Origin of the sequence: Streptomyces sp. SLBN-8D4 (assembly GCF_049739545.1) — a bacterium.
GTDB classification, from domain to species: domain Bacteria; phylum Actinomycetota; class Actinomycetes; order Streptomycetales; family Streptomycetaceae; genus Streptomyces; species Streptomyces canus_C.
In genome coordinates this window covers 1,638,440-1,661,791 of sequence record NZ_JBMGQC010000001.1, presented here as the reverse complement: position 1 = coordinate 1,661,791, position 23,352 = coordinate 1,638,440, and the positions used below count along the sequence as shown (strand labels likewise).

General features: G+C 72.7%; 21 protein-coding genes, 1 tRNA gene and 1 pseudogene. 18 read left to right on the top strand and 5 right to left on the bottom strand.

The annotated features are described in order from the left end of the window. Positions 1–27 precede the first annotated feature (27 nt). Positions 28–1,284, top strand: a complete 1,257-nt coding sequence (gene frc, locus RKD20_RS07665; RefSeq protein ID WP_424877040.1) for a formyl-CoA transferase — start codon at positions 28–30, stop codon at positions 1,282–1,284. 60 nt (positions 1,285–1,344) lie between these two features. Here the strand turns inward: frc and RKD20_RS07660 are convergent, their stop codons facing one another. After that, positions 1,345–1,770: a PAS domain S-box protein gene (locus RKD20_RS07660; protein ID WP_359426937.1), complete on the bottom strand. Its 426-nt coding sequence runs from the start codon at positions 1,768–1,770 to the stop codon at positions 1,345–1,347. Between the two features lie 160 nt (positions 1,771–1,930). Here RKD20_RS07660 and RKD20_RS07655 point away from each other — a divergent pair. The 3 genes from RKD20_RS07655 to fusA all read left to right on the top strand — a co-directional run bounded on the left by RKD20_RS07655 (position 1,931) and on the right by fusA (position 5,561). Continuing rightward, a tRNA-Leu gene (locus RKD20_RS07655) sits at positions 1,931–2,018 on the top strand. A gap of 98 nt (positions 2,019–2,116) precedes the next feature. Then, positions 2,117–3,223 (top strand): serine hydrolase domain-containing protein, encoded by a 1,107-nt coding sequence (locus tag RKD20_RS07650; protein WP_424877039.1) that lies wholly within the window; start codon positions 2,117–2,119, stop codon positions 3,221–3,223. A 301-nt stretch (positions 3,224–3,524) separates the two neighbouring features. After that, entirely contained in the window at positions 3,525–5,561 is a 2,037-nt protein-coding gene (fusA, locus tag RKD20_RS07645; RefSeq protein WP_424877038.1) for an elongation factor G, read from the top strand. 85 nt (positions 5,562–5,646) lie between these two features. Here the strand turns inward: fusA and RKD20_RS07640 are convergent, their stop codons facing one another. Then, entirely contained in the window at positions 5,647–6,039 is a 393-nt protein-coding gene (locus tag RKD20_RS07640; RefSeq protein ID WP_424877037.1) for an SCO5389 family protein, read from the bottom strand. A 41-nt stretch (positions 6,040–6,080) separates the two neighbouring features. After that, on the bottom strand, positions 6,081–7,037 hold the full coding sequence (locus RKD20_RS07635; protein WP_424877036.1) for an ATP-binding protein: 957 nt from the start codon (positions 7,035–7,037) through the stop codon (positions 6,081–6,083). A 116-nt stretch (positions 7,038–7,153) separates the two neighbouring features. On the opposite strand from RKD20_RS07635, the gene RKD20_RS07630 reads away from it, so the two are divergent. From RKD20_RS07630 to RKD20_RS07615, 4 genes are all read left to right on the top strand, one after another. Then, complete coding sequence (locus RKD20_RS07630) at positions 7,154–7,690, top strand: GNAT family N-acetyltransferase (RefSeq protein WP_424877035.1); 537 nt, start codon at positions 7,154–7,156, stop codon at positions 7,688–7,690. A gap of 5 nt (positions 7,691–7,695) precedes the next feature. After that, positions 7,696–9,174, top strand: coding sequence for an ABC transporter substrate-binding protein (locus RKD20_RS07625; RefSeq protein ID WP_424877034.1), 1,479 nt, complete (start codon positions 7,696–7,698; stop codon positions 9,172–9,174). Between the two features lie 3 nt (positions 9,175–9,177). Then, positions 9,178–10,938, top strand: coding sequence for an ABC transporter permease subunit (locus RKD20_RS07620; protein ID WP_424877033.1), 1,761 nt, complete (start codon positions 9,178–9,180; stop codon positions 10,936–10,938). Between the two features lie 324 nt (positions 10,939–11,262). Further along, complete coding sequence (locus RKD20_RS07615; RefSeq protein WP_424877032.1) at positions 11,263–11,712, top strand: GNAT family N-acetyltransferase; 450 nt, start codon at positions 11,263–11,265, stop codon at positions 11,710–11,712. Positions 11,713–11,731: 19 nt separating this feature from the next. Here RKD20_RS07615 and RKD20_RS07610 read toward each other — a convergent pair whose 3' ends face one another. After that, complete coding sequence (locus RKD20_RS07610; protein WP_424877031.1) at positions 11,732–12,523, bottom strand: CDP-alcohol phosphatidyltransferase family protein; 792 nt, start codon at positions 12,521–12,523, stop codon at positions 11,732–11,734. 122 nt (positions 12,524–12,645) lie between these two features. Between RKD20_RS07610 and RKD20_RS07605 the strand changes: the two genes are divergently transcribed. The 5 genes and pseudogenes from RKD20_RS07605 to RKD20_RS07585 form a co-directional block, all read left to right on the top strand. Next, a complete protein-coding gene (locus RKD20_RS07605; RefSeq protein WP_424877030.1) occupies positions 12,646–13,626 on the top strand; it encodes a zinc-dependent alcohol dehydrogenase in 981 nt (326 codons plus the stop codon). A gap of 116 nt (positions 13,627–13,742) precedes the next feature. Next, positions 13,743–14,141 (top strand): 6-pyruvoyl trahydropterin synthase family protein, encoded by a 399-nt coding sequence (locus tag RKD20_RS07600; protein WP_020123858.1) that lies wholly within the window; start codon positions 13,743–13,745, stop codon positions 14,139–14,141. A 5-nt stretch (positions 14,142–14,146) separates the two neighbouring features. After that, on the top strand, positions 14,147–15,322 hold the full coding sequence (locus tag RKD20_RS07595) for a glycosyltransferase family 4 protein (RefSeq protein ID WP_424883167.1): 1,176 nt from the start codon (positions 14,147–14,149) through the stop codon (positions 15,320–15,322). Continuing rightward, entirely contained in the window at positions 15,319–16,326 is a 1,008-nt protein-coding gene (locus RKD20_RS07590) for a class I SAM-dependent methyltransferase (protein WP_424877029.1), read from the top strand. Before RKD20_RS07595 ends, RKD20_RS07590 begins: the two co-directional genes overlap by 4 nt. Beyond that, positions 16,323–17,498, top strand: a pseudogene (locus RKD20_RS07585) (lysylphosphatidylglycerol synthase transmembrane domain-containing protein); the annotation flags it as partial. The gene RKD20_RS07590 and the pseudogene RKD20_RS07585, both read left to right, overlap by 4 nt. Before the next feature lie 113 nt (positions 17,499–17,611). On the opposite strand, the gene RKD20_RS07580 reads toward RKD20_RS07585, so the two are convergent. Continuing rightward, complete coding sequence (locus RKD20_RS07580; protein ID WP_424877028.1) at positions 17,612–18,379, bottom strand: creatininase family protein; 768 nt, start codon at positions 18,377–18,379, stop codon at positions 17,612–17,614. Positions 18,380–18,417: 38 nt separating this feature from the next. Here RKD20_RS07580 and ribA point away from each other — a divergent pair, with 38 nt between their 5' ends. Genes ribA through RKD20_RS07555 form a run of 5 tightly spaced genes read left to right on the top strand, consistent with a single transcriptional unit; the run spans position 18,418 to position 23,351 of the window. Beyond that, complete coding sequence (gene ribA, locus RKD20_RS07575) at positions 18,418–19,077, top strand: GTP cyclohydrolase II (RefSeq protein WP_424877027.1); 660 nt, start codon at positions 18,418–18,420, stop codon at positions 19,075–19,077. A gap of 45 nt (positions 19,078–19,122) precedes the next feature. Then, positions 19,123–19,998 (top strand): hypothetical protein, encoded by an 876-nt coding sequence (locus RKD20_RS07570; RefSeq protein WP_424877026.1) that lies wholly within the window; start codon positions 19,123–19,125, stop codon positions 19,996–19,998. Further along, on the top strand, positions 19,995–21,143 hold the full coding sequence (locus tag RKD20_RS07565) for an NAD(P)/FAD-dependent oxidoreductase (RefSeq protein ID WP_424877025.1): 1,149 nt from the start codon (positions 19,995–19,997) through the stop codon (positions 21,141–21,143). Before RKD20_RS07570 ends, RKD20_RS07565 begins: the two co-directional genes overlap by 4 nt. Continuing rightward, a complete protein-coding gene (locus tag RKD20_RS07560; RefSeq protein WP_424877024.1) occupies positions 21,140–22,204 on the top strand; it encodes a saccharopine dehydrogenase in 1,065 nt (354 codons plus the stop codon). Before RKD20_RS07565 ends, RKD20_RS07560 begins: the two co-directional genes overlap by 4 nt. Continuing rightward, positions 22,197–23,351 (top strand): saccharopine dehydrogenase family protein, encoded by a 1,155-nt coding sequence (locus tag RKD20_RS07555; RefSeq protein WP_424877023.1) that lies wholly within the window; start codon positions 22,197–22,199, stop codon positions 23,349–23,351. Before RKD20_RS07560 ends, RKD20_RS07555 begins: the two co-directional genes overlap by 8 nt. Position 23,352: the final 1 nt, after the last annotated feature.

The following is a 23,352-nucleotide window of genomic DNA, read 5'->3' as shown; positions in this document are numbered from 1 at the left end:
GCGCAACTTCACGAAAAGGAAGCACACATGAGTGAAAAGCCGCTCGCCGGAATCAAGGTGATCGACTTCACCGGGGTCCAGGCCGGTCCCGCCTGCACGCAGATGCTCGCCTGGTTCGGCGCCGACGTCCTGAAGGTGGAGCGCCCCAACGGCGGCGACGTCACGCGCCGTCAGCTCCGGGACATCGAGGAGCTGGACGCGCTCTACTTCACGATGCTCAACAGCAACAAGCGCTCCCTCGCCATCAACACCAAGACCGCCGAGGGCAAGGAGGTCCTGGAGAAGCTCATCAAGGACGCCGACGTCCTGGTGGAGAACTTCGCCCCGGGCGCCCTGGACCGCATGGGCTTCACCTGGGAACGCATCCAGGAACTCAACCCGCGCCTCATCTTCGGCTCGGTGAAGGGCTTCAACGACCAGTCGTCCTGGAACGACCTCAAGGTCTACGAGAACGTCGCCCAGTGCGCGGGCGGCGCCGCCTCCACCACCGGCTTCTGGGACGGCCCGCCCACCATCTCCGGGGCCGCCATCGGCGACACCAACACCGGGATGCACCTGGCGATCGGCATCCTCACCGCGATCATCGACCGCGGGAAGACCGGCCGGGGCCAGAAGGTGTCCGTCTCGATGCAGGACGCCGTGCTCAACCTGTGCCGCGTCAAGCTGCGCGACCAGCAGCGTCTGGAGCGGGTCGGCTATCTGGAGGAGTACCCGCAGTACCCCAACGGCGAGTTCACCGACGTCGTGCCGCGCGGCGGCAACGCGGGCGGCGGCGGCCAGCCCGGCTGGGTCCTCAAGTGCAAGGGCTGGGAGGACGATCCGAACGCGTACATCTACTTCACCGTCCAGGAGCAGAACTGGAAGCGCACCGCCGAGGTCATCGGCCGCCCCGAGTGGGCCGAGGACCCGGAGTACGCCACCGCGCGCGCCCGCCAGTCGCACATCTTCGAGATCTTCGAGGAGATCGAGAAGTGGCTCGCGGACAAGACGAAGTACGAGGCGGTGAACATCCTGCGGGAGTGGGAGGTGCCCTGCGCCCCGGTGATGAGCATGAAGGAGATCGCCTACGACGAGGACCTGCGCAGGAGCGGCACGGTCGTCGAGGTCGAGCAGAAGGGCCGCGGCACCTACCTGACGGTCGGCAGCCCGGTGAAGTTCTCCACCTTCAAGCCGGAGGTCGTCGGCGCCCCGCTGCTGGGCGAGCACAGCTCCGAGGTCCTGGTGGAGCTGGGCTACGACGAGGAGACCATCGGCCGGCTGAAGGAAAGCGGAGTCATCGTCTGAGCGCTGCGCCGAAGGGGCCGTGACCTCTCGGGTCACGGCCCCTTCGGCGTGGCCCTGGGTTCAGACCGAAGCCTCGGCCCGGCGCCGCATCAGCTCCCGCTCCCGCTCGCGCCGCGCGGTGACGTCCCGGACGACCGCGCCGCAGTAGGGGCTGCCGTCGGGGCCCGAGAGCAGCACCACGCTGAACTCGATGGACAGCTTGCGGCCGTCCGCCGCCAGCGCCGGCACGTTCAGCAGATCCGCGTCGCCGTACTTGCTGGACCCCCGCTCCATGGCCGCGTCGAAGCCCTCCTGATGCCGCTTGCGGTGCCGCTCGGGAATGATGACGTCCAGGCTCTGCCCCGTCACGTCGGCCGCCGCGAACCCGAAGATGCGCTCCGCACCCCGGTTCCAGTAGCGGATCAGCCCTTCCCTGTCGGTGATCACTATGCCGTCGGGTGCCTGGTCTGCCATGCCCAGCACCACCGCGGAATCCAGATCGTCCATGTCGCCTCCGAGCCGGGGCCATTGGGGTGACGACAGTATACAGAATACTGTCGTCATGGTCTCTCTCCGGACGGATATGCAGGTGAAGGGCACTCCGAAAGCTTGGTATTGTTGTGCGTGTCGCCCCGGGGAACACCCCCGTCAAGGCGGCAGACACCTCGTCCGGGTGGCGGAATGGCAGACGCGCTAGCTTGAGGTGCTAGTGCCCTTTATCGGGCGTGGGGGTTCAAGTCCCCCCTCGGACACCAGTGAGACCCCACTTCATGTGGGGTCTTTCGCGTTACGGCCCACCGGGCGCCCCTAATTCGGTTGACGAGGACCGCCCGGCAGGGGCTGAATACCCGGCATGGCCGACATCCAGGGCACGTACGACGACCTGTTCTCCGCCGTCCCCACCAAGCTGGCGGCGCTGCTGGACGAGGGGGATGTCGGCGGCTCCGTGGCCGTATTCGTGGACGGTGAACCGGTGGTGGACGTCTGGGGCGGCTTCGCCGACGCCGGCCGGACGGCCCCGTGGGAGCGGGACACGATCACCAACGTGTTCTCCACGACCAAGACGATGACGGCGCTGTGCGCACTGATCCTCGCCGACCGCGGCGATCTCGACCTGGACGCCCCGGTCGCCCGGTACTGGCCGGAGTTCGCCGCCGCGGGCAAGGACAAGGTGCTGGTACGGCACCTGCTGTCGCACACCGCAGGCCTGCCGCACTGGGAGGGCCCGGTCGAGGAGCTCTACGACTGGTCGGCCGCCACCGCCCGCCTCGCCGCCCAGCCACTCCTCTGGGAGCCCGGCACCGCGGCCGGCTACCACTCGCTCACCCAGGGCTTCCTGGTCGGCGAGGTCGTGCGCCAGATCACCGGCCGCACGATCGGCGCGTTCCTCGCCGACGACGTCACCGGCCCCCTCGGCGCCGACTTCCACATCGGACTCGCCGCCGAACACGACCACCGGGTCGCCCGTACCCTCCCGCCGCCCGGCCGGGACGAGGACTACACCGCGGGCGCCCCCGGGCCCGACGCGACACCCGCCGCGGGCACTGCGATGCGCGTCAGGGACGCCAACAGCGTCGCGTGGCGGCGCTCCCAGATCCCCGCCGCGAGCGGGTTCGGCAACGCCCGCTCGGTCGCACTCGTGCAGTCCGCGCTCGCCTGCGCAGGGACGGTCGGGGGTGTCCGGCTGCTGTCGGCGGCGGGAGCCGAACGCGCCCGCGAGGAGCAGTTCAGCGGCGAGGACCGCGTGATCGGCATGACACAGCGGTACGGCCTCGGCTTCGGCCTCTTCGGGACCTCCTTCGGCTGGGGCGGCTGGGGCGGCTCCCTGGTCGTGATCGACCCCGAGGCCCGCATGGTGGTCGCCTACGCCACCGACCAGATGCGTGAACCCGCCGAGGACACCCGTGGCATGGACCTCGTCATGTCCGCCTACGACGGCATCCAGGGCCTGCGCCGCTGACTGCGGAAAACCCCGTGCGCCGGCCCCGGCCGGTTCCCTACACTCGCCATGACCAGGGACGACGAGTGAGGGGAGTACGGCCATGTGCGTGCGCGCAGCTGTCGCCGTTCCCCGGACGTCGTACGACGTGATCCTCGTGTCCTGGACTCTCCGGTGCCCGCTGCGCGGCCGGCACCGGATGCCCGCGACGACTGTCTGAACGGTCGAGTACCGCCGCGGCACGCGTATGTGACGTGCCGTCATGTCGTCGTACGGGCCATCGCGCAGCCCTGTCATCACCGCACCTGAAAGGCCATGGGCCGTGCGCACCCACACATCCGACCCGCTCGCCGTCGTCCGCAATCTCGGCATCCTCGCCCACGTCGACGCCGGCAAGACCACCGTCACCGAGCGGATCCTGTTCGCCACCGGAACCACGCACAAGCGCGGCGAGGTCCACGACGGCACGACCGTCACCGACTTCGACCCGCAGGAGCGGGACCGCGGGATCACCATCTTCGCGGCGGCCGTGAGCTGCGCGTGGGACGGGCATCGCCTCAACCTGATCGACACCCCGGGGCACGTCGACTTCGCCGACGAGGTGGAGCGTTCCCTTCGGGTGCTCGACGGGGCGGTCGCGGTGTTCGACGCGGTCGCGGGCGTGGAGCCGCAGAGCGAGTCGGTGTGGCGGCAGGCGGACCGGCACGGTGTCCCGAGGATCGCCTTCGTCAACAAGCTGGACCGCGCCGGCGCCGACCTGGACGCGGCCGTCGAGTCGATCCGGCGGCGGCTGCATCCGGCCCCGCTGGTCGTGCAGTTGCCCATCGGCAGCGAGGACGGCTTCACCGGCGTCGTCGACCTGGTGCGGATGCGGGCGCTGACCTGGTCCGACTCCGGTGAGGCGGCGCAGGACGGACCGGTGCCCGCCGCTCTGCGCGAGGAGGCGCTCAAGCGACGCCGGCTCCTTGAGGAGGCCGTCGCCGAACGCCACCCCGCCGCCCTGGAGGAGTTCTGCGACCGGGAGACCCTCTCCGAAGGCACCCTCACCGCCGCCCTGCGGGACCTCACCCACAGCGGCGACGGCGTGGTCGTCCTGTGCGGCTCGGCCTACCGCAACCGCGGCATCGAGCCGCTGCTGGACGCGGTCGTGGCGTATCTGCCGTCGCCGCTCGACGTGCCCGCCGTACGCGGTGCGAACGGCGAGGAGCGGCCCAGCGATCCGGCGGCGCCCCTCGCGGCACTGGCGTTCAAGGTGAACGCCACGGCCACGGGACGCCTGACGTACGTACGCGTGTACTCGGGAACGATCGAGAAGGGAGCCACCGTGTGGGACGCGGGCGCACGCCGTACCGAGCGCGTCGGACGGATCCTGCGGGTGCAGGCCGACCGGCACGCGCCGTTGGAACGGGCGGTCGCCGGTGACATCGTCGCCGTCGTCGGTCTGAAGTCGGCCCGCGCCGGCTCGACCTTGTGCGCGCCGGACGCCCCGCTCGTGCTCGAACCGCCCAGCGCGGCCGAGCCGGTCGTGTCCGTGGCCGTCGAGGCGGGGCGGTCCGTGGACACCGGCCGGTTGGCCTCGGCGCTCGCCCGACTGGCCGAGGAGGACCCCTCGCTGGTCGTCCGCACGGACGCCGAGACCGGCCAGACCCTGCTGTCCGGCATGGGTGAACTGCATTTGGAGGTCGCGGTGGAGAAGGTGCGGCGCGAGCATGACCTGACGCTCAACGTCGGCCGTCCGAGGGTGAGTTACCGCGAGACGGTCGGACGCGGGGTGTCCGGGCTGGTCTTCCGGCACGTCAAACAGGACGGCGGAGCAGGTCAGTTCGCGCATGTCGTGCTCGATGTCGAACCGGCCGAGGAGGGCTTCGAGTTCCGTTCGGCGGTGATCGGCGGGCGCGTTCCGCAGGAGTACGTGCGGGCGGTCGAGGCAGGCTGCCGGGACGCCCTGGCCGAAGGGCCGCTCGCCGGGCACCCGGTGACGGGGCTGCGCGTCACCCTCACCGACGGCTCGACCCATGTGAAGGACTCCTCGGACACGGCCTTCCGTACCGCGGGCCGGTTCGGCCTGCGGGAGGCCCTGCGCGCCTGCGCGATGGTCCTCCTGGAACCGGTCGTCGAGGTCACGGTCACCGTGCCCGAGGACGCCGTCGGCGCGGTGCTCGGCGACCTCGCCGCCCGCCGCGGCCGGGTCTCCGGCTCGGTCACGCGCGGCGGTTCGGCGACGGTCACGGCGACCGTGCCGCTGGCCGAACTCTTCGGCTACGCGACGAGGTTGCGCAGCCGGACGCAGGGCCGCGGCACCTTCACGGCCCGTCCGACGGGGTATGCGCCGGCACCGGCGGTGACCTCGGCACGGTGACGGCCGGGACGGAAGTCCCGGGTACGAGAACGAGGGGCCGGGCGGTCGCACCGTCCGGCCCCTCGTCACGCGCACGAGAATGCGCTCAGCAGTCCCTGAACTCCGGCGACTGGTTCAGCACCTGCGCGCGCACCGAGGTGAAGCGGGCGTACGTGTCGCCGTCCACCGACTCCGGGCGGAACGCCGCCACCCGGTGGCAGTTCTGGAAGGCCAGGGCCACGCCGAAGTGGCGTTCCAGGCTGCCGCGGATGGCGTCGCTGGCGAGGGCGCGCAGGAGCTGGCCGCGTTCCTTCTCCGACGGGGGAGGGGTCTGGTTGTCGGTGAACTCGGCCGTGCCGCCCTTGAGTTCACCGGCCAGCGAGGCGACCAGGTCGTAGGCGTAGGGGAGGGACGTGCGGACCGTGTCCACGAAGTCCTCCTGGCGGATGGTGCCCTGCTCGGCTTCGGCGAGGAGCTTCGGGGAGACGTCGAGAGACATGTGCGGTGGTTCCTGTCTGTCAGTTGGGGTGGGAGTGGGGGTCAGACGAGGGAGGCGGGGCCCGGTACGAAGTCCGGGTCCACCTGGGCGGTCAGATCGAGGCCGGTCGCCTCGTTCGCCCAGGAGCGGGCGTTGCGGAGGTGGAACTCGACCGCGTGGCGGTGGAGGGCGTGCCAGTCGCGGGGGTGGGCGTCGACCGTCTCGCGCAGGATGGACAGGGCGTGCCGGTTGTGGGGCTCCAGCGACTCCAAGTCGCCCTCGGAGCGCCCCTGTTCGGCCGCGCGTACCCAGGGTGACTGGACCAGGTGGGTCAACAGGTCGTCGCCCACGTGCTCCTTGAGGAAGAGCAGGTCGTCCTCGCCGGTCACCTTGTTTCCGATCACGGCGATCCGGATGCCGAACTCCCGTGCGTGGTCCCGGTACTGGCGGTAGACCGAGACGCCCTTGCGGGTGGGTTCGGCCACCAGGAAGGTCAGGTCGAAGCGGGTGAACAGGCCCGAGGCGAACGCGTCCGCGCCGGCCGTCATGTCGACGACGACGTACTCGCCGGGGCCGTCGACCAGGTGGTTGAGGTACAGCTCCACCCCGCCGAGCTTGGAGTGGTAGCAGGCCACGCCGAGGTCGCTCTCGTCGAACTCGCCCGTCACCATCAGCGGGACGTCACCCACCCGCCGGACGTGTCTGGCGTGCAGTTCGTCCTCGCCCAGCAGGCGCAGCAGACGTGAACCCCGGCCTGGCGGCGTGGTCTTGATCATCGCCTCGCGGGAGGCGATGAGCGGGTTGGTGCCGCGCAGGTAGTCCTTGATGTCGGCCGTGTGTGCGCCCAGCGGAGGGGCACCCAGGTCCCCGCCGTCATGGCCCAACGCCTCGGCCAGGTGCTGGTTGATGTCACCGTCCACGGCCAGCACCGATGCGCCGGAACGGGCCAGATGGCGGGAGAAGAGCGCCGACAGGGTGGTCTTGCCGCTGCCGCCCTTGCCGACGAACGCGATGCGCACTACCGCTCCGTCTTTTTGAAAATGGATGTCATGTCGGTAGGTTCTATGGCGTTCATTCGATCACTGTCAAATCGCCCCGCGATCAAGCCGGAAGGCTTAATGCATATGATGTGCAAGTGCATGACTATGGCATCAGGACTGCGAGCCCGGACGACCTCGAAGGTGCGCGAGCCGTGATGCTCGACACCGTCTACCAAGACTTCAGAACCGGGTACGTGCCCCGCTGGCACGGCGACATCATCGACCCGGCCGCCGCCTATCTCGTCCCGGCCCGCCACACCCTCCTCGTCGCCCTCGACCCGGAGGACGGGACCGTCGTGGCCACCGGCGCCCTCGACTCGCGCGGCCCCGCCCACCCGCCGAACCCGCGCGAGCTGGCCGAGCGCTACCCCTGCGGCGAGACCGCCCAGTTGCGCCGCGTCTACGTCCGCCCCGAGCACCGCAGGCGCGGCCTGGCCCGCCGCCTGGTCGACGACCTGCTCGCTTTCGCGGCCGCAGACGGCGGCTACCGCTCCGTGTATCTGCACACCGACCCGGCGGTCCCGGGCGCCGAACCCTTCTGGCGCTCGCTCGGCAAGGTCGTGCACGACGAACGCGAGACCACGGGCGGCGCGAGCAGCGTCGTCCACTTCGAGATACCGATGGGACGGTGACCGCGATGCGCCGCCGTCACACACTCGGCTCACTCCTGCTCGCCCCGCTGCTCACCGCTTGCTTCGCCGCCCAGGGCGGCGGCTCCACGGGTGACGCGAGCGACGGCTCCCGCCTCCGCGTCGCCCTCGCCTTCCCGCCCGCCGAGAACCTCTCTCCGTACGGCGGCGACGCCACCCTCCTCAGCCGCCTCGGCGTCACCGAGGGCCTGACCACCCTCGACGCCAACGGCGCCGCGGCTCCCGCGCTCGCCGAGTCCTGGAGCCGCGAGAACGACCGCACCTGGCTGTTCACCCTGCGCGAGGCCACCTTCCAGGACGGTTCAGAGGTCACCCCGGCCGCGGTCGCCGCCGCCCTCACCCATGCCGCCGAGGCCAAGCCCGCCCCGGCCGCCCTCTCCGGCGTCACGCTCACGGTCAAGGCACAGAGCACCGCCGTACGGATCACCACCACGAACCCCGACCCCGTACTGCCCCTGCGCCTGTCCAGTCCGAGCCTCGCCGTGCTCTCCCCGAAGGCCTACGAGGACGGCGCCGACCCGGTCGGCACCGCGACCGGCCCCTTCGAGCTCACCAAGGTCAACGGCTCCACGTCCGCCGCTCTCGACCGCTTCGACGACTACTGGGGCGGCCGCGCCCAGGCCTCCGGCGTCGACGCCCGCTTCATCGCGGACGGCACCGCCCGCGCCAACGCCGTGCGCAGCGGCCAGGTCGACATCGCCGAGGCGATTCCCGTCGCCCAGGCCGTGAGCCTCGACACGGCCACCCTCAAGGAGACCGCCACCACCCGCACCACGAGCCTGCACCTCAACACCGGGTCCGGTCCCTTCCGGGACCCGAAACTGCGCGCCGCCGCCCGCGAGGCCGTCGACAACTCGGCCGTGGTCAAAGGGGTCTTCGAGGGGTACGCCGATCCCGGCACCGGGATCTACGGGCCGGCCGTGACCTGGGCCGAGGGCAAGCGCGTGCGGCCCGCCGGACGCGCGAGCGCGGCCGAGCCGCACGGCACCTCCGTCACCCTCGCCACGTACGACAACCGGCCCGAACTCCCCGAAGCCGCCCAGGTCCTCCAACAGCAGCTCCAGAGGGCCGGGTTCAGGGTCACCCTGGTGGTACGTGAGTACTCGCGGCTCGAAACCGACGTGCTCGCAGGGAAGTTCGACGCGTTCATCGGCGCCCGCAACAGCCTCGTCGACACCGGCGACCCCGTCGCCGTCCTCGCGAGCGACTACACCTGCGACGGCGGCTACAACCTCTCCCGGTTGTGCGACAGCAAGGTCGACCGGACGGTGGCCGAGGCCGACGCGGTGGCCGACACCGGCGAACGGCAGGACGCGGCCCTGCGCGCCGAAGCCGCGGTCCTCGGCACCGACGCCGTCATCCCGCTGGCCCACCAGGAGATCATCACCGGCGTCGCCACCGACGTCCGGGGCGTGCTGCTCGACCCGTACGAGCGGACCCTGGTCGGCCCCGGAACGCGACGCTGATCCATGCGGCACCGAGTGGCCACCCTGGTGTGGCGTGTCCTGCTCGCGGCGGCCCTGGTGTGCGGGATCGGCCTGCTGCCGTGGCTGTCCCGCACCGACCCCGCGCGCACCGTGCTCAAGGCGCGTTCCGCGGACCGCGAGCCCACACCGCGGGTACTGGCCGACATCCGGGCCCAACTCGACCTGGACAAGGGCCCCTTGCACCTGCTCGGCCAGTGGCTCGGCGGGCTGCCCCGGGGCGACGCCGGCCGGTCGTGGCTGAACGGCACGCAGGTCACCCCCACCGTCGTCCAGGAACTCGGGGTGTCCTTGCTGCTCGTGACGGTGGCCCTCGTGGTCGCCGCCGCCACCGCCGCCCTGGTGTGCGCCCGCACGCTGTGGCTCGGCGCGCACCGACGCCTTGACGGACGCCGGGCCGGGGGCGGTGCCTCGGCGATGCTCGCCGCGCTGCCCGAGTTCCTCACCGCCTCCGTGCTCGCCACCGTGGTCGGCGTACAACTCGGCTGGCTGCCCGCCCTCGGCTGGTACGGACCCCGCTGGACGGTCCTGCCCGCCCTCGCCCTCGGCCTGCCCACCGGGGCCGTGCTCGGGCGCCTCCTCGCCGACCTGCTGCCCGGCGCCTTCGCCGAACCCTGGGCGCGGGCGGCGGAGGCCCGCGGCCTGCCCGGCCGTACCGTCGCCGCCAAGGCGGTCCGCCGCTGCGTCCCCGCGCTGCTGCCCAACCTGGGCCTGTTCGTCGTGGGCCTCACCGGCGGTTCCGTCGCCGTGGAGCAGATATACGACATCCCGGGCCTCGGCCGCACCACCCTCCAGGCCGCCCTCGCGCAGGACCTGCCCGTGCTCCAGGCGGGCACTCTCGCCCTCCTGCTCCTCGCCGCCACCGTCACCGGCCTCGCGGCATTCGCCGTCCGCCTTCTGACCGGCCCGGCCCTGCGCGACGGCGCCCTGGACTCCCTGCACCGGCCGCGACGCCCCACCCGCAGCACCCTGCCTCTCGTCCTGGGCGGCCTCCTGACCGCCGTCGTCGCGCTCGGCCTGCTCCGCGACCCACTCGCCCTGGACACCGGGTCCCGGCTCCAACCCCCCTCCCGGTCCCACCCGTTCGGCACCGACGCACTCGGCCGGGACCTGTTCGCCCGGGTCGGACAGGGGGCCTTGGACACCCTGCTGACCGCCCTCGCCATCAGCGTCACGGCCCTGGTGGTCGGCGTCCTGCTCGGGCTGCTGCCCCGGCTGTCCGGGCCGCTCGTCGACACCGTCAACGCCGTACCGCCGGTGCTCGCCGCGCTGCTCGTGACCGCCGTCGCCGGGAGCGGCGCCGCCACGCCCGCGATCGCCGTGGCCACCGTCTCCTGGGCGGCGCTCGCCGCGCACACCTCCTCACTCCTCCGGCAGGAACGCGCGACCCCGCATCTGGCGGCCACCCGGGCCCTGGGCGCGAACCGCTGGTACCTCCTCCGGCACGAACTGCTGCCCGCGATCCTGCCGTCCGTCACCCGGCACGCCCTGCTGCGCCTGCCCGGCGTCGCGCTGGCCCTCGCCTCACTCGGATTCCTCGGCCTCGGCGCCCAGCCGCCCGCCCCGGAGTGGGGCCTGCTCCTGGCCGAGAACCAGCCCTACGCCGAACGCGCCCCCTGGGCCGTCCTCGCCCCCGCCGCCGCACTCGCCCTGCTGGGCGCGCTGGCGGTGAGCGCGGCGGGCGGGGTGCGGTGGCCGCGACGGTCCGCGCGTCCCCGTACGCGGGAGTCGGTGGAGACCGGATGACGCCAAGTGGCCACGGAGGGGTGGCGTCGGCGAGTTCCGTGCCCCGGTCAGGGTCGCGGTGGGAGGCTCGACGCCGGCCGCGCACTCGCCGGGCGGTTCATATGTTCGGGTCAGGTCTCGCGGGGGAGGCTCAGACGCAGGCCGCGCCCCCGCCGGACCGTTCACGGGGCCGAGTCAGTGGCACCCGCCAGACAGCCAAGCGGCCGGGACAGGAACCCGTCAGAAGCCCCCAGCCCCCGCGCCGCGCACTCGCCGGACGGCGCCCGTGCCCCGGCGCATCGGATCTGCCGTAGGGCCCGTGGTCGCGGCGATAGGGTCCACCCCATGGAGACTCAGGACACCCGGGTGGAGATCGTCCGGGAGGCCAACCAGGAGCTCGTCGGCGCGTTCGCGCGGATGCTGCCGCAGTTGTCCTCGGCGGCCGAGGCCCTCGACCTCGCCGCGCTCGACCGCATCCTGGCCTGTGACGCCAACACCATGCTGATCGCCAGGTCGGCGGCCGGGTCGGTCGTGGGCACCCTCACCCTCGTCATGTTCCCGGCGCCCGCGGGGCTCCGGGCCCGTCTCGAGGACGTGATCGTCGATCACGCGGCTCGCGGCCAGGGCATCGCGGGACTGCTGATCAGGGAAGCCATCCGGCTCGCCCGGGAGGCCGGGGCCCGTACCGTCGACCTGACCTCCCGCCCGGACCGGGCGGCGGCCAACCGGCTGTACGAGCGGCAGGGTTTCCGGCAGCGGGAGTCGACCGTGTACCGGGTGCCGCTCAAAGGCTGACCTGCGGGCCGGCCGGGCTTCAGGAGGCCACCGCCTCCGGCTCCCGCTCCACCGCCGCGAACTCCAGCTCCAGCAGCTCGCCCACCGCCGCCTGGTCCGACCGGTGCGTGCGCCACAGCCACAGGACGTCCCGGCCGAACGACCAGACCAGGGTGGACAGGGCGAGCGCCACGACCCCGAAGGTCGCCGTGTGCGGCAGGTACCCGGACGCGGCCACCAGCAGCAGGATCCCCTGGAGCGCGGCCACCGTCTTGCGGGCCATGCTCGGCGGCAGCGGGGCGTTGAGCCAGTTCCAGACGCGGGCCGCGGCGACGAAGCCGTACCGCATGGCACCGATGAGCAGCACCCACGGGCCCTGGGACATCGACACGTACACGCTGAGCACCAGGATCAGGAACGCGTCGACCTCCATGTCGAACCGCGCGCCCAGCGGAGTCGAGGTGCCCGTCGCGCGGGCCACCTTGCCGTCGACGCCGTCGAGGATCAGGGCCACCGCCGTCAGGCCGACGAAGAGGGTGACCGGCGGGGAGTCCTGGTAGGAGTCCGCGACCAAGGCGGTCACTCCGCCGACCAGCGTGGCCCGGCCGAGGGTCACCCGGTTGGCCGGTCCGAAGGACCGCGGCCGGGTGCGGTGCAGCGCCCTGGAGAGCACGGCCCAGGTGGCGACGGCGAAGGCGAGGCCGGTCAGCCAGCCCGCCGGCCCCATGCCTATCGCCGTGCCGAGCAGAGCCAGCAACAGGATCTGAACGCCCGCTCCCACAGCGGTCTCCTGCTGGACCAGCCTTGCTTCGTAAGTGTTGTTCAGGGCCACCGCACATTCCTCCGGCCAGATGACAGAGTCGATCAAGGCCGCGTACTGTGCGCGGCCTGTGCACACCTCGGGTTACGTGACGAGGTACGTGCACGGGTTGCCGATCGTTCAGGAGGTTCTCGATGAAGGCCGCGGCACACGCGTTCTGGCTCCGTTCTCCGGGAGAGGGCGAGGTACGGGAGGTCACCCTTCCGTCCCCCCGCGAGGACGAAGTGCTGGTCCGCTCGCTGTACTCGGGAGTCAGCAGGGGCACGGAGACACTCGTGTTCCGCGGCCAGGTGCCCGAGAGCCAGCACGCGGCCATGCGGGCCCCGTTCCAGGAGGGCGACTTCCCTGGACCCGTGAAGTACGGCTACCTCAGCGTGGGGCTGGTGGAGGAGGGGCCCGCCGCGCTGAAGGGCAGGACCGTCTTCTGTCTGTACCCGCATCAGACGCGGTACGTGGTGCCCGTGAGCGCCGTGACGGTCGTACCGGACGACGTGCCCGCCCGCCGGGCCGTCCTCGCCGGCACGGTCGAGACCGCCGTGAACGCCCTATGGGACGCGGCGCCCCTGGTGGGCGACCGGATCGCGGTGGTCGGCGGTGGCATGGTCGGCAGCTCGGTGGCGGCACTCCTCGCCCGCTTTCCGGGCGTGCGGGTCCAGTTGGTGGACGCCGACCCCGCCCGCGCCGCGACCGCCGAGGCCCTCGGCGTCGGCTTCGCGTCCCCCGCGGACGCCCTCGGCGACTGCGACCTCGTCGTCCACGCCAGCGCCACCGAACAGGGCCTCGCCCGCTCGCTGGAACTCCTCGGCGCCGAGGGCACGGTCCTCGAACTGAGCTGGTACGGCGACCGGAAGGTCAGCCTGCCGCTCGGCGAGGCCTTCCACTCGCGGCGGCTCGTCATCCGCAGCAGCCAGGTCGGCACGGTCTCCCCGGCCCGCGGCAACCGCAGCTACGGCGACCGGCTCGCCCTCGCGCTGAAGCTGCTCGCCGATCCGAGGCTTGACACCCTCATCACGGGGGAAAGCGCGTTCGAAGAACTGCCGGAGGTGATGCCCCTGCTGGCCAGTGGGGAGATTGCGGCCCTCTGTCACCTCGTGAGGTACGGCAAGAGCGCCTGACCTGAGAAAAGAGTGAGATCCGGCTGAACACGGGGAAGCGGAGAGCCGTACTACACGGCATCCCCCGGCAGGGATCAGCCGGAGGACCAGACGCGCCGCACCTGGAGGGTCGTCCGTTGTTCAGCATCACCGTCCGCGATCACATCATGATCGCCCACAGCTTCCGCGGCGAGGTCTTCGGCCCCGCGCAGCGTCTGCACGGCGCGACGTTCCTGGTGGACGCCACGTTCCGGCGCGAACAGCTGGACGACGACAACATCGTCGTCGACATCGGACTCGCCACACAGGAACTGGGTGCCGTAGTCAGCGAGCTGAACTACAGAAACCTCGACAACGAACCCGACTTCGCCGGAGTCAACACCTCCACGGAGTTCCTGGCGAAGGTCATCGCGGACCGGCTCGCCGAGCGCATCGAGAAGGGCGCTCTCGGTGAGGGCGCCAAGGGTCTCGCGGGGCTGACCGTCACCCTGCACGAGTCGCATGTCGCGTGGGCGAGTTACGAGCGTGCGCTGTGACCGACATGACGACCGGGCGGGCGGCCACGCTCGACTACGTGCCCGTACAGCACACGGCTCTCAAGAAGGCCGAGATCATCCCGATGTCCCTGCGGACCGTGCACTTCGTGATGCCGGGCGGCGTGGACGACCCGACCGCGCCGAGCGGCGGCAACGCCTACGACCGGCGGGTCTGCCTGGACCTGCCCGGCTTCGGCTGGCAGGTCGAGCGGCACGCGGTGGCCGGCAGCTGGCCCCGGCCGGGAGCGCCGGCCCGTACCGAGCTCGCCCGCACCCTGCGGGACCTGCCCGACGGCACCGTCGTCCTCATCGACGGCCTGGTCGCCTGCGGCGTACCGGAGATCGTCGTCCCGGAGGCGGAACGGCTGAGCATCGCCGTCCTCGTCCACCTGCCGCTCGGCGACGAGACCGGCCTCGAACCAGGGCTCGCCCTCGCACTGGACGCCAAGGAGCGCGAGGTGCTGCGGGCCGTGCCCGCCGTCATCGCCACGAGCGACTGGGCCGTACGCCGGCTCGTCTCGCACCACGGCCTCGCCCCCGAGCGGGTCCATGTCGCCACCCCGGGGGCCGACATCGCCCCCCTCGCCTCCGGCACCGACGGTCTCTCCCGGCTGCTGTGCGTGGCCGCGGTGACGCCCCGCAAGGGACAGCACCGGCTGATCGAGGCCCTGGCCGGCGCCCAGGACCTGCCGTGGAGCTGCGTGTGCGTCGGCGGGATCACCCAGGATCCCGAGTACGTCGCGCATCTGCGGATGCTCATCAAGCGGTACGGCCTCCAGGACCGCCTGCACCTCGCGGGACCGAAGGCCGGGGCCGAGCTCGACGCCAGTTACGCCGCCGCCGACCTGATGGTCCTCACCTCCTACGCCGAGACCTACGGCATGGCGGTCACCGAGGCCCTCGCGCGCGGCATCCCGGTGCTGGCCACCGACGTCGGCGGAGTCGCCGAGGCGGTCGGCCGCGCCCCCGACGGCGGGGTGCCCGGCATCCTCGTCCCGCCGGAGGACCCCGCCGCCCTCGCCGCCGAACTGCGCGGCTGGTTCGGCGAGGCGGACGTACGACGCAGGCTCAAGGCGGCTGCCCGGGGCCGGCGGGCCGCCCTGGACGGCTGGGCGACCACGGCCCGCAGCCTGGCCGGAGTACTCGGCCGACTCCCGAGCGAGCCCAGGAGGGCGGCATGAGGAAGACGGCGACCAAGCAGAGCGGCAAGATCCCGGCGCAGCCGGGGCCTCGAGAGGTGGCGTCGGTGCAGCCTGGTGTCCCTTCCGCAGCAGAATCGGTCATCCCCGGCGCCGGTCCGAGCACCCGCCCCGGCGAGCGTCCGACCGTACGCCTCAGGGACGCCGGACCCGACGACGCTCCCCGTTACGCCCCCGAGTGGCTGGAACTGCGGGAGGGACCCGACGCGGCCGCGCGGGCGGCCGATCTGCTCGACCCGCTGCGGATCCGGCTGGCCAACCTGCCGGGCAAGGCCGGGCTGGTCATCCACGACCTGGGCTGCGGCACTGGCTCGATGGGACGCTGGCTGGCGCCCCGCCTGGACGGCCCCCAGCACTGGATCCTGCACGACCGGGACCCCTACCTGCTGCACTTCGCGGCCGTCGCCTCCCCGCGCTCCGCGGCCGACGGCAGCCGGGTCACCGTCGAGACGCGCCGCGGCGACGTCGGCCTGCTCACCCCGGACGCCCTCGCCGGCGCCTCCCTGGTGACGGCCTCCGCGCTCCTGGACGTCCTCACCCGCGAGGAGATCGACACCCTCGCCGCGGCCTGCACGGGCGCGGGCTGCCCGGCCCTGCTCACCCTGTCCGTGGCGGGCCGTGTCGAACTCACCCCGTCCGACCCGCTGGACGAGGAGATCGCCCACGCGTTCAACGCCCACCAGCGGCGCGGCGGACTGCTCGGCCCGGACGCCGTCACCGTCGCCTGCGAGGCGTTCTCCGAACGGGGCGCGACGGTCCGGCTGCACCCGAGCGCCTGGCGCCTGGGCCCCGCCGACTCCGCGCTCACCGCGCAGTGGCTGCGCGGCTGGGTCGGCGCGGCCGTCGAGGAGCGCCCCGAGCTGAAGGAGCGTGCCGAGCGCTACCTCCAGGACCGTCTGGAGGCCTGCCGCGCGGGCGAGTTGAAGGTCGTCGTCCACCACAGCGACCTGCTGGCGCTGTCCCGCCCGACGGGCGGAGCGTCATGAGCGTGGAGACGGTGCGGCCGGGCACGGACCTCCCGGCGGCCCGCGGCACCGGTCGCACCAAGGCGCCGCTGCCCGTGCGGCGACCCGCGGACCCGGCCGGACCGGGCACGCTCTCCCACCGGGCCCGCACCCTGCGGGCCGAGGTCGTCCAGACCCGGGACGAGGTGCTCACGGCACGGACCGACGCTCTCGTGGCCCGGGCCGAGATCCTCGAAGCCGCCGGCGTGCCCGCCGGGGACCTGACCGATGCCGCCGTCTCCCACGACCGGATCGGCGTGATCGTGACCGAGGCCCGGCCCGAGCCGGCTCACCCGGCAACCCCCCGGTGGCGCACCGCCCTGCGCTCGGTCCTCAACTCCCGCGCCCTGCGCACCCACTTCGGCACCGTCGCCGGGGTCACCATCCTCGCTCTGCTGCTGTGGCGCCTCGGCACCGGCGTCTTCCTGGACGGGCTGCGCCGGATCGACGGACCCGCCCTGCTGGCGGCGCTCGCGATCGGCGTACTGACCACCGTGTTCAGCGCCTGGCGCTGGCAGTTGGTGGCCCGCGGGCTGCGCATCCGGCTGCCCCTCGGCGAGGCCGTGGCCGACTACTACCGTGCCCTGTTCCTGAACGCGGCCCTGCCCGGCGGTGTCCTCGGTGACGTGCACCGCGCGGTCCGGCACGGGCAGAGTGCCGGCGACATGGGCCGCGGAGTGCGGGCGGTCGTCCTCGAACGGGTCGCCGGTCAGATCGCGTTGGCGGTCGTCGGCGGTGCCGTGCTGCTCACCATGGACTCCCCGGTGCTGGCCGAGGCCCGCCACCTCGCCCCCGTCGCCGGCCTGGCCGGCCTCGGCGCGCTCGCCGTGGTCGTGGCCCTGCGGATGAACCGGGCCCCCTCCACCCGCCGCGGCCGGATGCTGCGGGCGACCCTCGGCGAGGCGCGCGAGGCCCTGCTGTCCCGCCGCAACTGGCCCGGCGTCACGCTGTCCTCGGCCGTCGTCCTCGCCGGCCACCTCGGGATGTTCGTGCTCGCCGCACGTATCGCGGGCTCCGACGCCTCCGTCGCCGCCCTGCTGCCGCTGGCCGTGCTCGCCCTGCTCGCCATGGGACTGCCCCTGAACGTCGGTGGGTTCGGCCCCCGGGAGGGCGTCACCGCCTGGGCGTTCGCCGCCATGGGCCTCGGCGCCGGCGCCGGCCTCGCGACCGCCATCGTGTACGGCGTCCTCAGCTTCGTGGCGAGCCTGCCGGGCGCGGTGGTCCTGGTCGCCCGCTGGTACCAGGGTCTGCGGCGCCCGGCGAAGCCCTACTCGGCGCCGTCGCCGGATGCGGTCAGCATCGAGAAATACGTTCCGAAGGATGCCGCGAGGCTCTCCAGCAAGGCTTTCCCCTTTTCCGCCGAGCCCAGCGAAGGGCGCCCGATGACACCGGAATCGGTGTAACCGGACATACCGAGGGTGAGGAGATGACGACGGTCGTCCGCGACGAAATCGGAGGTCTCGTAACCGGGGCGGAGACTTTCCGGGTGCGTGTGCAGAAGAATGGAGGTCTCGATTTCTCCCGCGTGCATGTCGGTGAGCAGCGAGGTGACCACTCCAGCCTCCGTGCGGGCGGCCTCCCAGTCCTCCGCGGCCGGGAACAGCGCCATCCGCTCCCCGCGGGCGGAGGCCTCCTGGACGACGTTGCCCAGCACGTAGTTCCCCCCGTGGCCGTTGACCACGACCAGGGCCTCGACGCCCGAGCGGCGCAGCGAGGCGGCGATGTCCTGTACCACCGAGTGGAGGGTGACGGCGGAGATGCTGACGGTCCCCGGCCAGGCCGCGTGCTCGTGCGAGCAGGAGATCGTCACCGGGGGGAGGAGGTGCACCGGGTACGCCGCGGCGATCTCCCGCGCGACGGCACACGCGACGAGGGTGTCGGTCGCCAGGGGAAGGTACGCGCCGTGTTGTTCGAAACTCCCGACCGGAAGGACGGCGACCTGAGTTGAGACGCCCGCGCCCCGCGTCCGTACGTCTTCCGTAGTGTCCGTCGGCATCAGACCGTACGCCGCCGACCGTATTCCCGAACCGCTCATCTTTTCACGGCCTTTCGTCTCTGCTTAGGAAACAGATCATGACAGATTACGTTGGCGTACTCGGCAAGAAGGCACCGCAGCGCACCGGGGTGGAACGCGTGGTGAATGCCCCGCTGCCCACCGTGTACGGGAAATTCCAGGCGGTCGGCTACCTCGATCACGACCGCGGTGACGAACAGGTCGCCCTGGTCTACGGAGACATCGGCACGGAGAACGTCCTCGTGCGGCTGCATTCCGAGTGCCTGACCGGTGACGCTTTCGGCTCCCAGCACTGCGAGTGCGGTGACCAGCTGGACGCCGCGCTGCGGGCCGTGGTCAAGGAGGGCAGCGGCATCGTCGTCTATCTGCGGGGCCACGAGGGCCGGGGGATAGGCCTGCTCGCCAAGCTGCGTGCGATGGCGCTCCAGGCGGAGGGCCTGGACACCGTGGAGGCGAACCTCGCGCTCGGGCTGCCGGTGGACTCCCGCGACTACGGCGTCGCCGCCGGCATCTTCCACGACCTGGGCGTGAACTCGGTCCGCCTGATGTCCAACAACCCGCGCAAGCGCGAGGCGCTGGTGCGGCACGGAATCAAGGTCTCCGAGACGGTGCCGCTGCTGATCACGCCGTGCGAGAGCAACATCACCTATCTGCGCACCAAGCGGGAGCGACTGGACCACGTCCTGCCCCATCTGGACGCGGTGGCCCACCTGTCCTGACCGTCGGGCGGATTCCGCGAGGCCGGATCCGGACAGGAAGAGGGAATGACCGACGACGTCCTCCTCCTCCCCGGACAGCGCGCCACGCGCCTGCGCGACGCGGACCCGGCCGTCACCGCGCAGTCGCCCGGCCCCGGAGCCGTCCCGAAGTCCGGCAGCGCCCGCCCCGGCGACGCGGCGGCCAGGCTGCCCATGGGCCAGGCCATGGTGCCGGTGCTTGCCCCGACGACCGGCCGCCGTGCCGCCGTGCCCGACAGCGCCGGCCTCGCCGTCCTGGGCACGGGCACCCAGGCCCTGACCCGTGGGCGAGAGGTGCCCGCAGGCACCGAAGAGGCGGTGGCGGGCGCCTGCCCGGTCGCGGTCCGCACGCCGGGCGCGAAACCGGTGGTGTGCGGGCGGCCCGCGCCCGGCTGCACGGTGGTCGGTGGGCGCGCCTTCGAGGTCACCCGCCGGGAGGCCGCGGTGGCGGGCGCCTGCCTGGTCGCGGTCCGCACGCCGGGCGCGAAACCGGTGGTGTGCGGGCGGCCCGCGCCCGGCTGCACGGTGGTCGGTGGGCGCGCCTTCGAGGTCACCCGCCGGGAGGCCGCGGTGGCGGGCGCCTGCCTGGTCGCGGTCCGCACGCCGGGCGCGAAACCGGTGGTGTGCGGGCGGCCCGCGCCCGGGTGCGCGGTGGTCGGTGGGGGCGCCTTCGAGGTCACCCGCCGGGAGGCGGAGACCGGAGTCCTGCGGCGGTCGGCGACCGTCGTCGTGGGCGATCCGGCGACCGCGGCGGAGGACGCCGGGCCGGTCGGGGGCGCGCTCCGGACGGGGCTGCCGACCGGTCTCGTCCGCCCGGGTGACGTACCGACCGGACGAGCCGTGGCCCGGGGCGCCCCCGGTGACACCGTCCACCAGGACGCGGCCGAGGGGGAGCGCCGGTGAGTACACGTGCGGCCGAGGTCGTCGTCATCGGCGGTGGTGTCATGGGGACGAGCATCGCCCGCCACCTGGTGCGCGCGGGCGTACGGGACGTGGTGCTCGTCGAGCGGGACGAGCTCGCCTCCGGCTCCACCTCGAAGGCGGCGGGCGGGATGCGGGCGCAGTTCTCCGACGAGCTCAACATCCGGCTCGGGGCGCGCAGCCTGGAGGCGTTCGGCCGGTTCGAGGAGGAGACCGGGCAGGACATCGGCCTGCACCGGGTCGGATACCTGTTCCTGCTGTCGACGCCCGAGGAGCTCGCCTCCTTCGAGGAGAGCGTGCGGCTCCAGAACGGCCTCGGCGTCCCGAGCCGCATGATCGACCCGGCCGAGGCACGCCGGCTGTCCCCGCTCATCACCACCGACGGACTGCTCGCCGCCGCCTTCTCACCCGAGGACGGCCACTGCACCCCCGAGTCCGTCGTCCAGGGCTACGCGGCCGACGCCCGCCGCCACGGCGCGACCGTCCTGCGGCACACCGAGGTCACCGGCATCGAACGGCGCGGCGACGACATCACCGCCGTCACGACCACCAGGGGCCGTATCGCCACCGGCACGGTCGTCTGCGCGGCCGGCGCCTGGTCGCGGGCCGTGGGCGCGATGGCCGGGGTGGACCTGCCGGTCGAGCCGCTGCGCCGCCAGATCGCCGTCACCGAACCGGTCCACGCACTGCCTCCCGACCTCCCCATGACCATCGACTTCACCAGCAGCCTCTACTTCCACCGCGAGGGCCCCGGCCTCCTCCTCGGCATGTCCGACCCCGACGAGACACCCGGCTTCGACACCGCCACCCACGACCGCTGGATCCCCCGCCTGGCTGAGGCCATGCAGCACCGCGCCCCCGCCCTCCTCGACCTGCGCCGCACCGGTGGCTGGGCCGGCCTGTACGAGATCACCCCGGACCACAACGCCCTGATCGGCGAGGCGACTTCGGTCTCCCGCTTCCTGTACGCGACCGGCTTCTCCGGCCACGGTTTCCTCCAGGGACCGGCCGTCGGCGAGGTCGTCCGCGACCTGTACCTCGGCCGCGTACCCTTCGTGGACATCAGCCCGCTCAGCGCCGGCCGGTTCGCGGCCGACGCCCCGCGCCCGGAGGCCAACCGCGTATGACCGAGCTCCATCTGTGGCTGCGCCACGAGGTCCGTTCCACCGAGCGGCGCACGCCCCTCGTGCCGTCCGACGCCCGGCGGCTCGTCGACAGCGGCGTGACGCTGACCGTCGAGGAGTCCCCGCAGCGGATCTTCCCGATCGAGCAGTACGCGGCGGTCGGCTGCGGTGTCGCCCCCGCGGGTTCCTGGGCCTCCCGGGCGCCCGGGGACGCCGTCGTCGTCGGTCTCAAGGAACTCCCCGACGAGCCCGGCGCCCTGACGCACCGGCACGTCTTCTTCGGGCACGCCTACAAGGAGCAGCCGGGCGCCCTGGAACTGCTGCGCCGGTTCGCCGCCGGGGGAGGAGCCCTCCTCGACCTGGAGTACCTGGTCGACGACCACGGCCGCAGGCTCGCCGCCTTCGGCTACTGGGCCGGTTACCTCGGCGCGGCCCTGGCCGTCCTCCAGCACCGCGGGAGGCTCTCCGCGCCCCTCACACCCACCTCGCAGGAGGAACTGGAGGAGGCGCTGCGGCCCGTCGCCGGGGACGAGGAGTTCACGGCCCTGGTGATCGGGGCCCTGGGCCGCAGCGGCCGGGGCGCCCGCGTCGCGCTCCGGGCCGCCGGAATCGAGCCGACCTGCTGGGACCTCGACGAGACCCGCGACCTGGACCGCCCTGCCCTGCTCGCCCACGACGTGCTGGTGAACTGCGTCCTCGCCACCAGCCCGATCCCGCCCTTCGTCCGGGAGGCGGACCTGGACGACCCGGCCCGCCGGCTGCGCACCCTCTCCGACGTCACCTGCGACGTCGGCTCGCCCCTGAACGTCCTGCCGGTCTACGACCGCACCACCGAGTGGGCCGAGCCCGTCCGCCGGCTGCACAAGGAACCCCCGCTCGACCTGATCGCCATCGACAACCTGCCGTCGCTGCTCCCCGAGGAGTCCAGCGTCGGGTTCTCGGGGTCGCTGCTGCCCTTGCTGCTGGATTTCGGGGTCGGCGGACCCTGGGGGCGCTGCCTGGACCGGTACCACCGGGCGTGCCGTGAACTCGGCATCGACGAGGGGGAGGCCCGCCGTGACTGACCTGGTTCCCGCGAGCGGCACCGTCCACTGGATCGGCGCCGGACTCTCCACCGGCAGCGGTCTGGCCGCACTGTGCGACACGGCCGACCGCGTGCTGCTGTGGCACCGCACCGAGGAGCGGGCGGAAGAGGCCCTCGAAGGGCTTCGCATCAACGGACGCGCCGCGCCCCGCGCGTACACGCTCGCCGCGCTCGCGGCCGAACTGGCCCCCGGGGACGTCGTCGTGTCGATGCTGCCCGCCCCCGAGCACGCCGGGATCCTCGCCGCCTGTGTGCGCGAGAACGCCCACTTCGCGTGCTCCAGCTATGTGTCCGACGCCGTCCTCGAAGAGGTGCCCAAGGCGTACGAGGCCGGTCTCGTCGTCCTCACCGAGGCCGGCCTCGACCCGGGCATCGACCACCTCTTCGCCCACAGCCTCGTCGCCCGGGCCCGCGAGGCGATCGGCGACGTGACCCCGGCGTCGTACGGCCTCACCTCCTACTGCGGCGGCGTGCCCGCCGTCCCGAACGACTTCAGGTACCGCTTCAGCTGGGCCCCCGCCGGAGTCCTGAACGCCCTCCGCTCGCCCGCCCGTTACATCGACCACGGCGTCCCGACCACCGCAGAGCGCCCCTGGGAGGCGACCCGGCGCCATGTCGTGGACGGCGAGACCTTCGAGGTCTACCCCAACCGTGACAGCGTCCCCTTCGTCGAGCAGTACGGACTGCCGGCCGCCTGGACCCCGCGGACCTTCGTGCGCGGGACCCTGCGACTGGACGGCTGGCTGCGCGCCTGGGAGCCGGTCTTCGAGGAGCTGAGGACCGGCGACGACACCCGGATCGCCGCCCTGGCCCGGGAGCTGGCGGCCAGGTATCCCACGACGGACGCCGACCGCGACCGGGTCGTCCTCGCCGTCTCCCTCGACGTGCGCGCGGAGGACGGCCGCACCTGGTCCGGCGGCTATCTGCTCGACCTGGTGGGGGACGAGGAGGACAGCGCCATGGCCCGCTGTGTCTCCCGGACCCTCGCCCTGGGCATCGGCCACATCCTGGACGATTCCCTCCCGGCAGGCCTGAACCGCGCGGCGGAGACCGCCGACCGCTCGGAACAGTGGCTGGGCGAACTCGCCGGCAGCGGTGTGCACTTCACCCTGCGGGTCGATCAGTAGG

What these genes read in the sequence shown, in the direction of transcription:
- frc (WP_424877040.1), top strand. Translation starts at nt 28, where the DNA reads ATGAGTGAAAAGCCGCTCGCCGGAATCAAGGTGATCGACTTCACCGGG.
- RKD20_RS07660 (WP_359426937.1), bottom strand. Translation starts at nt 1,770, where the DNA reads ATGGACGATCTGGATTCCGCGGTGGTGCTGGGCATGGCAGACCAGGCA.
- RKD20_RS07650 (WP_424877039.1), top strand. Translation starts at nt 2,117, where the DNA reads ATGGCCGACATCCAGGGCACGTACGACGACCTGTTCTCCGCCGTCCCC.
- RKD20_RS07640 (WP_424877037.1), bottom strand. Translation starts at nt 6,039, where the DNA reads ATGTCTCTCGACGTCTCCCCGAAGCTCCTCGCCGAAGCCGAGCAGGGC.
- RKD20_RS07625 (WP_424877034.1), top strand. Translation starts at nt 7,696, where the DNA reads ATGCGCCGCCGTCACACACTCGGCTCACTCCTGCTCGCCCCGCTGCTC.
- RKD20_RS07620 (WP_424877033.1), top strand. Translation starts at nt 9,178, where the DNA reads ATGCGGCACCGAGTGGCCACCCTGGTGTGGCGTGTCCTGCTCGCGGCG.
- RKD20_RS07615 (WP_424877032.1), top strand. Translation starts at nt 11,263, where the DNA reads ATGGAGACTCAGGACACCCGGGTGGAGATCGTCCGGGAGGCCAACCAG.
- RKD20_RS07605 (WP_424877030.1), top strand. Translation starts at nt 12,646, where the DNA reads ATGAAGGCCGCGGCACACGCGTTCTGGCTCCGTTCTCCGGGAGAGGGC.
- RKD20_RS07595 (WP_424883167.1), top strand. Translation starts at nt 14,147, where the DNA reads ATGACGACCGGGCGGGCGGCCACGCTCGACTACGTGCCCGTACAGCAC.
- RKD20_RS07590 (WP_424877029.1), top strand. Translation starts at nt 15,319, where the DNA reads ATGAGGAAGACGGCGACCAAGCAGAGCGGCAAGATCCCGGCGCAGCCG.
- RKD20_RS07580 (WP_424877028.1), bottom strand. Translation starts at nt 18,379, where the DNA reads ATGAGCGGTTCGGGAATACGGTCGGCGGCGTACGGTCTGATGCCGACG.
- ribA (WP_424877027.1), top strand. Translation starts at nt 18,418, where the DNA reads ATGACAGATTACGTTGGCGTACTCGGCAAGAAGGCACCGCAGCGCACC.
- RKD20_RS07570 (WP_424877026.1), top strand. Translation starts at nt 19,123, where the DNA reads ATGACCGACGACGTCCTCCTCCTCCCCGGACAGCGCGCCACGCGCCTG.
- RKD20_RS07560 (WP_424877024.1), top strand. Translation starts at nt 21,140, where the DNA reads ATGACCGAGCTCCATCTGTGGCTGCGCCACGAGGTCCGTTCCACCGAG.